The sequence below is a fragment of the Agrilactobacillus fermenti genome, assembly GCF_047943045.1.
Taxonomy (GTDB): domain Bacteria; phylum Bacillota; class Bacilli; order Lactobacillales; family Lactobacillaceae; genus Agrilactobacillus; species Agrilactobacillus fermenti.
Window position 1 is genome coordinate 2,555,432 of sequence record NZ_CP181347.1, and the last position, 12,953, is coordinate 2,568,384.

11 protein-coding genes are annotated in these 12,953 nt (G+C 40.1%); 6 read left to right on the forward strand and 5 right to left on the reverse strand.

The features are described from left to right. Positions 1 to 13: 13 nt before the first annotated feature. From gyrB to dnaA, 5 genes are all read right to left on the reverse strand, one after another. Positions 14 to 2,050, reverse strand: a complete 2,037-nt coding sequence (gene gyrB / locus ACNAN0_RS12655) for a DNA topoisomerase (ATP-hydrolyzing) subunit B (protein WP_330166091.1) — start codon at positions 2,048 to 2,050, stop codon at positions 14 to 16. Positions 2,051 to 2,072: 22 nt separating this feature from the next. Further along, positions 2,073 to 3,188, reverse strand: a complete 1,116-nt coding sequence (recF, locus tag ACNAN0_RS12660; RefSeq protein WP_230914375.1) for a DNA replication/repair protein RecF — start codon at positions 3,186 to 3,188, stop codon at positions 2,073 to 2,075. 1 nt (position 3,189) lies between these two features. Then, positions 3,190 to 3,411 carry a S4 domain-containing protein YaaA gene (yaaA, locus tag ACNAN0_RS12665; RefSeq protein WP_230914376.1) on the reverse strand — a complete coding sequence of 74 codons (222 nt, stop codon included), beginning with the start codon at positions 3,409 to 3,411 and terminating at the stop codon, positions 3,190 to 3,192. Between the two features lie 342 nt (positions 3,412 to 3,753). After that, positions 3,754 to 4,893: a DNA polymerase III subunit beta gene (gene dnaN, locus ACNAN0_RS12670; RefSeq protein ID WP_230914377.1), complete on the reverse strand. Its 1,140-nt coding sequence runs from the start codon at positions 4,891 to 4,893 to the stop codon at positions 3,754 to 3,756. A gap of 188 nt (positions 4,894 to 5,081) precedes the next feature. Beyond that, complete coding sequence (gene dnaA / locus ACNAN0_RS12675) at positions 5,082 to 6,449, reverse strand: chromosomal replication initiator protein DnaA (protein WP_230914378.1); 1,368 nt, start codon at positions 6,447 to 6,449, stop codon at positions 5,082 to 5,084. A 519-nt stretch (positions 6,450 to 6,968) separates the two neighbouring features. Between dnaA and rpmH the strand changes: the two genes are divergently transcribed. The 6 genes from rpmH to mnmG all read left to right on the forward strand — a co-directional run bounded on the left by rpmH (position 6,969) and on the right by mnmG (position 12,778). Beyond that, complete coding sequence (rpmH, locus tag ACNAN0_RS12680; protein WP_081763026.1) at positions 6,969 to 7,109, forward strand: 50S ribosomal protein L34; 141 nt, start codon at positions 6,969 to 6,971, stop codon at positions 7,107 to 7,109. 75 nt (positions 7,110 to 7,184) lie between these two features. Continuing rightward, positions 7,185 to 7,571 carry a ribonuclease P protein component gene (rnpA, locus tag ACNAN0_RS12685; protein WP_230914379.1) on the forward strand — a complete coding sequence of 129 codons (387 nt, stop codon included), beginning with the start codon at positions 7,185 to 7,187 and terminating at the stop codon, positions 7,569 to 7,571. A gap of 31 nt (positions 7,572 to 7,602) precedes the next feature. Continuing rightward, on the forward strand, positions 7,603 to 8,448 hold the full coding sequence (gene yidC / locus ACNAN0_RS12690; protein WP_230914380.1) for a membrane protein insertase YidC: 846 nt from the start codon (positions 7,603 to 7,605) through the stop codon (positions 8,446 to 8,448). A gap of 14 nt (positions 8,449 to 8,462) precedes the next feature. Beyond that, complete coding sequence (jag, locus tag ACNAN0_RS12695) at positions 8,463 to 9,275, forward strand: RNA-binding cell elongation regulator Jag/EloR (protein WP_230914381.1); 813 nt, start codon at positions 8,463 to 8,465, stop codon at positions 9,273 to 9,275. 173 nt (positions 9,276 to 9,448) lie between these two features. Then, entirely contained in the window at positions 9,449 to 10,840 is a 1,392-nt protein-coding gene (gene mnmE / locus ACNAN0_RS12700; protein ID WP_416353480.1) for a tRNA uridine-5-carboxymethylaminomethyl(34) synthesis GTPase MnmE, read from the forward strand. A 30-nt stretch (positions 10,841 to 10,870) separates the two neighbouring features. After that, positions 10,871 to 12,778 carry a tRNA uridine-5-carboxymethylaminomethyl(34) synthesis enzyme MnmG gene (gene mnmG, locus ACNAN0_RS12705; RefSeq protein ID WP_416353481.1) on the forward strand — a complete coding sequence of 636 codons (1,908 nt, stop codon included), beginning with the start codon at positions 10,871 to 10,873 and terminating at the stop codon, positions 12,776 to 12,778. Positions 12,779 to 12,953 lie beyond the last annotated feature (175 nt).

Consider the following 12,953-nt stretch of genomic DNA (forward strand, 5'->3'; position numbering starts at 1 on the left):
CAACTAGATGTAATTAAGCATCCAAGTTTTCGACATAAGTTGCATTCTCTTCAATAAATTCACGTCTTGGTTCAACTTTATCGCCCATCAACATCTCAAAAACACCATTGGCGTCTTCAGCATCTGAAACTTCAACTCTAAGAAGCCGCCGATTTTCTGGATTCATCGTTGTATCCCAAAGCTGTTCCGCATCCATTTCACCAAGCCCTTTATACCGCTGGATCACAGGTTTTGGACTGGCAGACAATTGAGCTAATGTATCTTGTAATTCTTCATCGGAATCGATATATTTCCGGAATTTGCCTTGGCGAACTTGATACAGTGGTGGCTGGGCAATGTAAACATAACCGGCATCCACTACTGGGCGCATATAACGATAAAATAGCGTCAACAATAACGTCCGAATATGCGCCCCATCCACATCGGCATCAGTCATAATGATCAGCTTATGATAGCGTGCTTTGGCTAAGTCAAAATCAGAACCAAAACCCGTACCCATTGCCGTAAACAATGATCGAATTTCTTCATTGGCTAGAATTTTATCCATACTAGCTTTTTCAACATTTAAAATCTTACCTCGAATCGGTAAAATAGCCTGTGTCAAACGAGAACGCCCGGATTTAGCAGAACCACCGGCAGAGTCCCCCTCGACAATAAATAATTCCGAAATTTCAGGATCTTTACTGGAATTATCGGCTAATTTACCTGGTAGATTACTGATCTCCAAGCCAGACTTCTTTCGTGTTACCTCACGTGCACGCTTGGCAGCGACTCGAGCTCGGGCAGCTAACAAACCTTTTTCAACAATGCTACGAGCAACTGACGGATTCTCCATCAAAAACTTACTAAAAGTTTCTGAAAACATCCGATCTGTCACGGTCCGAGCATCTGAATTACCAAGTTTTGTCTTAGTCTGACCTTCAAATTGTGGATCTGGATGTTTGATGCTGACAATGGCTGTCATGCCCTCACGAACATCTTCACCTGATAAATTCTCATCATTATCCTTGAATAAATTCGTCTTTTTAGCATAGTCATTGATAACACGGGTCAAAGCGGTCTTAAATCCGGATTCATGCGTTCCGCCTTCATAGGTGTGAATATTATTGGCAAAGGTCATCAAATTGCTACGATAGCCAGTCGTATATTGCAACGCAACCTCAACGGTAATGCCATTTTGCTGACCTTCCACATAAATCGGTTCTGGAAAGAGCACATCTTTGCCTTCGTTCAAGAACTCTACGTAACTCTTTAACCCACCTTCATAATGGAATTCTAGCTTTTCATGAGTTTCCGCACGTTTATCAGTAAAAGTCAGTTTTAGACCTTTATTTAGGAAAGCTAATTCGCGAATGCGCGTGGTCAAAACTTTATCGTCATAGACGGTCGTTTCAGTAAAAATATCAGGATCTGGTGAAAAATGAACTTTAGTACCATGTTCATGAGCAGGTGCCTCACCGATCACTTTCATTTCTGTGTGGACTTTGCCGCGCTTGAAATCCATGTAGTAACGTTTACCATCTCGAGTAACCGTTACATCTAATTCCGAAGAAAGCGCATTAACCACGGAAGCACCAACACCATGCAAGCCACCAGAAACTTTATAACCGCCACCGCCAAATTTACCGCCAGCATGTAAGATCGTAAACACAGTTTCTAAAGCTGGCCGCCCCGTTTTTGCCTGAATATCAACGGGAATCCCACGGCCATTATCAAACACGGTAATGCTATTGTCTGGTTCTACAGAAACATTGATTTCAGTGGCAAAACCAGCTAAAGCTTCATCGATCCCATTATCAATGATTTCCCAGACCAAATGGTGCAGGCCTTGGGCACTTGTAGACCCAATGTACATCCCCGGCCGTTTGCGAACAGCCTCCAAACCTTCTAGGACTTGAATTTGACTGGCATCGTAATCTTTTGCGCGTTCTTCCAGTTGTTCTTTTTGAGCAGCTAATTGTTCAGGGGTTGGTTGGCTTTCTTTAGCTTCTTCCGCTTCAGCCTCTGCTTCTGCTGGTAAATTCGTGTCTTTTGATAAGTCCTCTGACATCTCATAACCTCCATTTGGTGAACTAAACTTTGATCATTCCTGAATCTATATGAAATACTTTTGGATCATTGATAATTTCTTTAGCAACGTTATCTAAACTCGTCGTGGTTAAGAAAGTTTGCACTTTGTCTTGAAAAGCCTTTAATAAATGCGTTTGTCGTACATCATCTAATTCGGACAACACATCATCTAATAATAAAACCGGATATTCTCCGGTTTGGGCCGCCATTAAATCAATTTCTGCTAATTTGACACTTAGCGCTGTGGTACGTTGTTGGCCTTGAGAACCAAAGGCTTGAACATTTTGATCATTAACAAAAAATAAAACATCATCGCGATGAGGTCCATACAATGTCGTCCCTTGTTCGATCTCACGCGGTTGGTTTTCAGTATAAATGGCCTTGATTTCTTGATAAATTGTTTCTTCTGAATCAGTCAAAGCATGCTGTTTGATTAACGTACGGTACTGGAATGTTAGGGTTTCTTGTTGATTTGTGATCTCTTTATGGATCACTTGGGCAAATTTCTCCATTTGAGCCAATAATTGATAACGAATTTTGATCACTTTTGCGCCAAATGCTGCTAACTGATCTGATAATACTTCCAAATACACGAGATCTTTAGCTTGTTGATACTTCAATTGACGCAAATATAAATTACGCTGTTTTAAAACTAACTTATACTGAGATAAATTAGACAGATAATTAGCACTCATTTGACCGAATTCCATATCAATAAAGTGGCGTCTCGTGGCTGGAGAACCCTTAACGATATCTAAATCTTCTGGCGCAAATAGCACAACATTAAAATTACCCAAATATGCCGAAAGTTTGCTCTGTTCTAAATGATTGACTTTGGCCCGTTTGCCTTGCTTACTAATAATAAGTTCAAGCGGTAACTTACCTGTTTGGCGCATAACTTGACCATCGATCCGCGCAAAATCTTGCTGCCACTGAATCATTTCCTTATCATTCGACGTTCGATGGCTTCGTGTCAACGCCAAGACGTAAATGGCTTCTAGCAAATTTGTTTTACCTTGAGCATTTGCACCTATAAAAATATTAATGCCTTGGTCAAAATTTAGAATTAATTTTTTGTAATTTCGAAAATTGGTTAGTTCTAATTGTTCTAAATACATATCAATCCTGCTTTTGGATCACGTAAGTTGTACCTAAAACTTGAAACTGATCGCCGGGATAGAGTTTCCTACCACGACGATCATCCGCTGCACCATTAATGAGAACTGTATTTTCCTGTAAAAACCATTTTGCCTGTCCACCCGTACCAATAATACCTTCTTCTTTTAAAGCCTGCGCTAAGGTAATGAATGATTGGGTGATTTTCATGACTTTTTGGGCCATTGCATCATCTCCAAAGTTCTCAAAAAATTGATTAAAAATCTGTGAAACTTAGCATTTTACTTATATTATTATAGCCTTATTAAGGCAAAAAAACAATTGATTAACGAAAATAAGGGGGTGTCAGCAATTTTTTAGTCTTTACGTATATTATAACCAAATAACGAAAAACTACTCAAATCGAAAAATAAGGCCCTCTGTTCCTGACTAAATAAATTTTTAGGGTGTCGCATTTAAATCGAACAAAGTTATATTTTAGTAAATCAAACTAAAAAACCTTTAGAAATCAGATTTTTGATCTAACTTCCAAAGGCTTTTTTAGTTTTCAGATTTAGGCAGTACTTTTTAGAAAGTTCGTACGGGTGTGATCAACTGAATAAAGTTTTCCTCGTCTTCGCTAGGGACTAACGTAAACGGACGTAAAGCGGAAGTAAAAGCGACTTTGATATCTGTTGGGCCAAAAGAACGTAAGGCATCTTTCATATAATCTGGATTAAAGGAAATATCCAATTTTTCGCCGGTTAGGTTTTCAAAGGCTAAAGATTCTTGAACGTTCCCCAATTCAGGTGAATTACTATAAATGGTACCTTCTTTTGCTTCAGGATCTAAAACTAGACGAACTACGTTGTTTTGACTGGCATGAGAGAGCAAGGAAGCCCGCTCAACTGAGGCCAGCAATTTTTGCGTATTGAATTCGATTGTCGTTGTTGCATCATGTGGAATCAGACGATCTGTATCTGGATAGTTGCCTTCTAGTAAGCGTGAATAAAATTTGATTGGGCCAGCTGTGAATAAAACTTGATTTTCAGTGATTCGTAAATCTACTTCTTCTAGATCATCCGTAATAATTTTTGATAATTCCGTTAAACTTTTACCCGGAATAATCACGTCATATTCTAACCCTTGGCCATTGTTAATTTCTAACTTGCGTTGTGATAAACGGTGGCTGTCGGTCGCTACAGCCAGTAGTTGGTTATCCTTAACTAAAATATGAACCCCAGTTAAAATTGGCCGGCTTTCTTGGTTAGAAACAGCAATGACTGTTTGCGAAATGATCTGTTTAAGAATATCAGCAGGTAAGGTTAATTTATTTTCGGCATCAATCTCTGGAAGATGCGGATATCCGTTGGCGTCTAGACCGTTTAAATTAAAGGATGACGTCCCAGAGGTAATTGTTGTTTGAAACCCTTCCCCGACAGTTAAAGTCATCTGGTCTTCAGGTAGTCGTTTAACGATTTCACCAAAGAATCGCGCGGGTAAAACAATATTACCGGGTTCCTCGATCAATAATTGAGCTTTTTCGTCACTTTGAGTAATAGTGGCTTCAATTGAAATATCGGCATCACTACCAGTTAGGGTCACGCCAGTTTCTGATACGGCAATTTTAAGACCGGTCAGAATTGGAATCGTGGCTTTGCTAGCGATAGCTCTTTGAACATCATTTAAGGTTTTGATGAATTGAGAACGGCTGATACTAAATTTCATGTAGCTTCCTCCTGATAACGCAGAGATATTTTGTCTATATTAATATAGTTAATTATATAGTAATAGTAGTAGGGCGGTTAATTCTGTGGAAAAGTATCTTTTAACCAGCAAACTTAGATTTCCACATGTGGATAACTTTTTAATAACTTGGGGACTTATTCATTTTTATCCACATGTGGGCAACTTTTTTACTGGCGCAAAATATTCTTTAATTCAGCAATATTTGCTTTCATTTCTGGATCCGATTCTAAATTTTGGGCAATTGTTTTGTGTGCGTGAATGACTGTTGTGTGATCTTTGCCGCCAAATTCCATACCGATTTTTGGTAATGAACTATCGGTCAGTTCCCGGGCGAGATACATAGCAATTTGCCGGGGAATAACGATGGCTTTGTTCCGTTTTTTTCCTTTTAGGTCAGTTAATGAAATATGGTAATATTTGGAAACCGTTTCTTGGATTTTGACGATGGATAAACCATTAGTCGCGTCCTGTAGTTTCAAACTCTTGAGCGCATCTGCAGCTAAACTAGTTGAGATACGCTCGTTTTTCATGGTCGCATAGGCTTGGACTCGAATCAAGGCACCTTCAAGTTCACGGACATTAGAGTCAATTTGACCGGCAATATACGATAGGGTGTCATCGGGAATATCTAGGTGTTCGGCATTAGCTTTGTTCCGTAAGATTGCAATTCGAGTTTCAAGATCGGGTGGTGTGATATCTACGGATAGGCCCCACTTAAATCGGGAAACAAGACGGTCTTGAAGTTTAGGAATTTCGTTAGGCAGTCGGTCCGAGGTTAGGACGATTTGTTTTTTTTCTTCATATAGATCATTGAACGTATGAAAGAATTCTTCTTGGGTGCCTTCTTTGTCGGCAAAAAATTGAACGTCATCTACCATGAGTAGGTCGACGCTACGGTACTCTTGTCGAAACCGGTCCTGCGTTTTTGTTTGGATTGCACTGACTAAGTCGTTTGTGAAAGCTTCACTGGTTACATATTTGACCTTGGCATTTGGTTGACTTTGTAGTAGTTGGTGTCCAATAGCCTGCATTAAGTGGGTTTTACCTAAGCCAACGCCACCGTATAGAAATAATGGATTATACAGTACGCCAGGTTCTTCAGAGACAACTAAGGCCGCTGCATGAGCCATTTGGTTTCCTGTACCCGTTACAAAAGTGTCAAAAGTGTACTTGCTATTAAGATGTGAGCTTGTTAAAAATTCATCATTTTCGTTTTCGGATACTTTTGATTGCATCGCTTTGTTGGCACTCGTTTTATCAGGGGTGTTTTGGCCATTGGGATATGTTTGACCAGTGATCGTTAAAACTGGATTCAGTTCAAATCCGAAGTGGGCATAAACATTTTCAACAATTTTTGTTAGGATATTTTTTTCCCAATATTCTTTATGTAATTGTGAAGGGACTTCAATTGTTAAAGTGTTGGCCGTTAAACTGATAGGTTTCGCTGATTCAATCCAGGTTTGATAGCCGATACGCGTGAATTGCTGATGAAATTGTTGTTCAATATACTCCCAAATCTCATCTAGATTAGGCAAGATCAGTCCTCCTCCCGTTAAAAATAAAGTTATCCACATTTTTTAGAGTACTGAACTAGTTTATCATTTAAGAAAAAAGTTTTCCACAGGATTGTCAATAACTTTTAAATAAAAATCACAGTGTGTTTAGAAAGAAAAAAAGCGTCTTGTTCATAGTGTGAATAACTAGGATATTCCAAACTTATCCACAAGAGGAGGTGAGAGGTTAGAGCTGATTTTAATAGTGTTCCACGGGTTATTAACAGCGAAAATAACAGCCTGTGGAAAAGCAAAATTCACGGGCGTTTATTTGTGGATATCTTTTGGATAGCCTTGTGGATTATTTTATAGACGGTCGCGCACTAATTTTGTTTATGAACAAGTGATTTTTTGATTTTGTGGATAGATAGGCCTGCTTTTTTAAAAATTTTGTTTGCTTAGATATGAAATTATGATATTATACATAAGTGATTGTATTTGACGATAGCAGTCAAACTTTAATTAAATAATGTGTTCAGCAGTAACAAGGAGGTGTCAGTTTTGACAACTAAACGCACTTACCAACCAAAGAAACGTCATCGCGAACGTGTTCATGGTTTCAAAAAGAGAATGAGTACTAAAAACGGCCGTAAGGTATTAGCTAGACGCCGTGCAAAAGGCAGAAAAGTATTATCTGCGTAAGGCCACTGATGTTTCAGTGGTTTTTTTTTTTTTAATTTCCTATTAATAGGTCATCAAGTTAGGATCCCGATAGTTATGCGCAAATCATATCGCGTTAAGAAGGAACAAGAATTCCAAAAAGTTTTTCGCCATGGCAGTTCGGTTGCCAACCGTGCTTTTGTTATCTACCATTTAGATGTTCCCGACCAAAAGCATTTTCGTGTCGGCATTTCAGTGGGTAAAAAAATCGGTCATACGGCTGTCTTGAGAAATCAAATCAAACGATACATACGTCAGAGTTTGCTAGAGTTAAAACCATATTTAAAGGCTGATGTGGACTTTTTAGTGATTGCTCGCAAACCAAGTCGCCAGTTGGATTTTTTTCAAGTTAAGAGAAATTTGATTCATGTTTTAAAATTAGCTGGGCTACTAGCTTCGGATTTTGAAGCTGAAATTGGTCCAGCGACGACCACATCAAATTAACAGAAAACGTCAAAGATAACGAGGGAATATTTTGAATAAACGACAAGTTAAACGCATCGTCTTGGTTCTTGCGCTAGCTTTATTAGTTGTTGTTTTGGCTGGCTGTGGGAATATTAATACACCGGTAACCAAAAGTAGTACAGGTTTTTGGGATCGTTATATTATTTATAACTTCTCCCGCTTTATCATTTGGTTGGCCCATGCATTTAATGGTAGTTTCGGCGTGGCAATTATTATTTTTACATTGATCATACGGATTATCTTATTACCACTGAATCATTACCAAATGAAAAGTATGCGTAAGCAAATGGAGATTCAACCTGAAATGGATGCTTTACGCAAAAAATATTCGGCTAAAGATGCGGACACACAACGGACACTTCAAGAAGAAACGCAAAAGCTGATGTCTGAAGCTGGCGTTAATCCATTGATGGGCTGCTTGCCGTTAGTGATCCAGTTACCATTTATGTGGGCTTTGTATCAAGCCATTGCTCGGACCGGGGCTTTACGGCACGCAAGCTTCTTGTGGACAGAATTGGGTAGTAAAGATCCTTATTATATTTTGCCGATTTTGGCGGCTATTTTTACCTTTGCAACATCATACTTATCAAGCTTATCCCAGCCAACACAAAATTCGACAACGAAACTGATGACTTGGGGGATGCCGATCTTTATTCTGTTTACAACAATCAACTTCCCGGCAGCCATTACGTTATATTGGGTCGTTTCCAATGCCTTTCAAGTCGGGCAAACTTTATTACTACAAAATCCTTATAAGATCATTCATGAACGGGAAGCTAAGGAACAAGCCAAGCGAGATAGGGAAAAAGCCTTACAAAAAGCGCGCAAACAAGCATTTAAGCGTAAGCGTAAATAAGTTAGGAGGGTACTATGCCAACTTTTGAAGGTTCATCCATTCAAGCAGCGATTGAAAATGGATTGAAGCAGATGAAACTACAGCGGGGTGCGGTAAATGTCCAAGTTATTGCAACTGGTAAAAAAGGGTTTTTAGGTTTTGGACGTAAACCAGCCGTTGTAAAGTTGGACAAGCTTCCTGAGCCAGCTAAAAAAAAGCCTGTTGCAACGGAGCAGCAAGCAAAATCAGTAGCTCAACGAACCACAACGAAGTCAGCACCAGTTCACAGGCCAGTAACAGCAGAGATAAAACGGCAGAAGCCAACGCAATTAAAGGCAACAGCTACTGAAGTATTGGATCGTACCCAACGGCGGCGGTCAGATAATGCAGCCGTTTTGCAGCAGTTAAAAGACTATATTACGGATATTTGTGCAAGTTTAAAAACGCCAGTCACAGTTAAAGTCACGCAGAAATCCGGTCAGGTAATTTATCAGCTAGGTACGGATAAAGAGGGTTTGGTCATTGGCAAACATGGCCGAATGATCAATTCGCTGCAATATTTGGCGCAAACCTACTTTAATCAACATGGTCATGGGAAACAACGGATCGTGTTAAACGTTGGTAATTATCGGCAACGACGTGAGGAGACTTTGCAGCGTTTAGCAGATAAAGCTGCCATGGAAGTGATTGCCACGGGTAAACCATATTTGTTGGATGATATGCCATCTTTTGAGCGGAAGATCATTCATCAACAGTTAGCTAGCAATGCTCACGTTCAAACGACTTCTGAGGGTAAAGACCCACATCGATATGTGATTATTGCCCCTAACACAAGCAATAAATTTTGACAAACGTATTTAAAGTTAGTATATTAATTAAACGAAGATCGATATTATTCGTTTGATCAATGATTTACTACGGATGAAGTAGTCAAAGTGCTTTATCCATTTCTTTGTATTTTTAAAAGGAATGGATGTAGGCACTTTTTTTAATGTTTTTTAGGTTTTGATGGAGGGATATTATGGCAAATACCATCACAGAGTATGATACGATCGCAGCAATTTCGACACCGGTTGGCGAAGGGGCAATTTCAATTGTGCGTTTGTCAGGTGAAGACAGTGTCGCTATTGCGAATCGGGTTTTTCGTGGTAAAGATTTAAATGAAGTGCCTAGTCACACAATCAATTACGGCCATATTGTAGACCCTGAGACAGATGAAGTGATCGATGAGGTCATGGTTTCGGTCATGCGGGCGCCTAAAACGTTTACTAGAGAAGACGTTATTGAGATCAATTGTCATGGTGGTCTACTGGCAACGAATCATATTTTACAGTTATTATTAGCCCACGGTGCGAGAGCGGCAGAGCCAGGAGAATATACGAAGCGTGCCTTTTTAAATGGGCGGATCGATTTGACGCAAGCAGAATCGGTTATGGATTTGATTCGAGCTAAAACAGACCGTGCGATGCAAGTTGCTGTGAATCAATTGGATGGCAATTTGGCCCATTTGATTCAAAACTTGCGTCAAGAAATTTTACAAGTATTGGCTCAAGTCGAGGTCAATATTGATTATCCAGAATATGATGAAGATGAGCTAACTACTAAAATGTTGTTGGAAAAAGCAGACTTAGTGGGCCAACAGATCGATACTTTGTTAAAGACTGCACGCCAAGGGAAAGTCTTACGAGAAGGCTTGGCTACAGCAATCATCGGTCGGCCAAATGTGGGTAAATCAAGTCTATTAAATTATTTACTACATGAAGATAAGGCTATTGTGACTGATGTTGCTGGTACGACCCGCGATGTCATTGAAGAATATGTCAATGTGAATGGCGTTCCTTTGAAGCTGGTTGATACGGCAGGTATTCATAAGACAGAAGACAAAGTTGAAAAAATCGGGGTCGACCGTAGTCGGCAAGCATTGGCTCAAGCAGAATTAGTTTTATTAGTTTTGAATCAAAGCGAGCCGATAACTGATGAAGACCGCGAATTATTAAAAGCCACACAAGCTAAGAAACGCATTATTTTACTGAATAAAACAGATTTACCGGCACGGTTAAAGGCAGCAGAATTAGCCTCTTATTTGGCACCTGATGAGCGGCCAATCAATATTTCAATCTTAAAGCAATCTGGTACAGATACCCTTGAAACTAAGATCTCCGAGTTGTTTTTTGGCGGGATCGAAACTAATCAAGCTACTGTTTTGGTGACGAATGCGCGTCAAATTAGTCTGTTACAACAAGCCAAGCAGTCTTTGGAAGATGTTAAAAGTGGGATTGCGGCAGGGATGCCCATTGATTTGGTACAAATCGATATGACAAATTGTTGGGATAAACTTGGTGAGATCACGGGTGAAAGTGCCCCTGATGAACTGATCACTCAGTTATTCAGTCAATTCTGTCTAGGAAAATAAACGAATACTAAAGAGAGCGAGACAAAATAGATGAAAACATATGATTCTAAAAATTATGATGTGATCGTTGTTGGCGCTGGTCATGCTGGCAGTGAGGCTGCTTTGGCAGCTGCCCGCATGGGTCAAAAAACCTTACTGTTAACGATCAATTTGGATATGGTTGCTTTTATGCCATGTAATCCTTCTATCGGTGGCCCAGCAAAGGGGATTGTCGTCCGCGAAGTTGACGCTTTAGGTGGGCAGATGGGTAAAAATATTGATGCCACCTATATTCAGATGCGGATGTTAAATACAGGTAAAGGACCAGCTGTGCGTGCTTTACGAGCACAGGCAGATAAAGCCCAGTATCATCGAGTAATGAAGGATACTTTAGAAAATGAACCAAATCTAACGCTACGACAAGGCATCGCTGATTCATTGGTCGTGGAAGATGGCGTTTGTAAAGGGGTCATCACAAATACCGGTGCTCGTTATTTAGCTAAAGCAGTCGTGTTGACGGCGGGCACTGCTTCACGAGGTAAGATCATTATTGGTGAGTTAATGTATTCTTCAGGACCCAATAACTCAATTCCTTCAATCAAGTTGTCTGAGAATTTAGAGTCCTTAGGGTTTAAATTAAATCGTTTTAAGACCGGTACGCCACCACGCGTGGATGGCAATACCATTGATTATAGTAAGACAGAAGAGCAACCAGGCGATAAAACACCCAACGCCTTTAGTTATGAGACTTCTGATGCCAGTTACCTATCAGACCAACTTTCTTGTTGGATGACCTATACTAATGCGACCACCCATCAAATTATTCGTGATAATCTTGATCGAGCACCCATGTTTTCCGGTGTGATCAAGGGTGTTGGACCAAGATATTGCCCATCCATTGAAGATAAAGTGGTTCGTTTTGCTGACAAGCCACGGCATCAAATTTTCTTGGAGCCTGAAGGTCGCGATACTGAGGAATATTATGTTGGTGATTTTTCCACTTCAATGCCAGAAGAAGTCCAACAAGATATGGTTCATTCCATTGCGGGTCTAGAGCATGCTGAAATGATGCGGCCTGGCTATGCGATCGAATATGATATTGTTGAACCTTGGCAGTTGAAAGCCACTTTAGAAACAAAAGTGGTTGAAAATCTATTTACAGCAGGTCAAATGAATGGCACGTCTGGATATGAAGAAGCTGCGGGTCAAGGGATTATTGCGGGTATTAATGCAGCTTTGAAAGTTCAAGGTGAAGCCCCATTTATTCTGAAGCGTAGTGATGCTTATATCGGTGTAATGATTGATGATTTAGTGACTAAGGGGACGAATGAGCCTTATCGCTTGTTGACAAGTCGTGCAGAGTATCGCTTATTATTACGTCACGATAACGCCGACTTACGTTTGACTGAAAAAGGTCATGAATTGGGGTTGATCTCAGATGAACGCTACCAAAGCTTCTTGGCTAAGAAGGCTGCAATCAATGCTGAATTAGAGCGATTGCAAAGTGTGCGGGTTAAACCGACGCCAGAGGTGCAAGCCTTTTTAGCGGCAAAAGGGGTAGCTCCTTTGAAAGATGGCGTTTTGGCAGTGGATTTCTTGAAGCGTCCAGAAGTCACTTATCAAGATTTGCGTCAATTTATTGAGCCAGCACCGACAACATTAGATCATCGCGTAATCGAGCAAGTTGAGATTCAAGTGAAATATGCGGGTTACATTCGCAAAGAAGAGGCCAAGATCGAACGCTTGAAGCGGATGGAAGCTAAGAAAATTCCCGATCGATTGGATTACGATGCGGTCAGTGGTTTAGCAACTGAAGCAAGACAAAAGCTGAAGAAGATCCAGCCAGAGACTTTAGCACAAGCCAGTCGAATCAGTGGCGTCAATCCAGCTGATATCGGCATCTTAAGTGTTTATATCCAACAAGGGCGGATCGCTAAGGTTTCTGAAGAAACCTCATAAAATTTTTAGCGTACTCATTGTTTCTTGGAACACATTTAAACTGAGCAATATTTATGAATAGGCAGGCGTTAGAAACAAAATGTTGATTTTGTCCTGACGCTTGCCTATTTTTGTAGGCTGTTCTTGAAACAAGGTGGCGTCTTAAGCAGTTCTCCGTTATAGTTAAGTAGAAAAT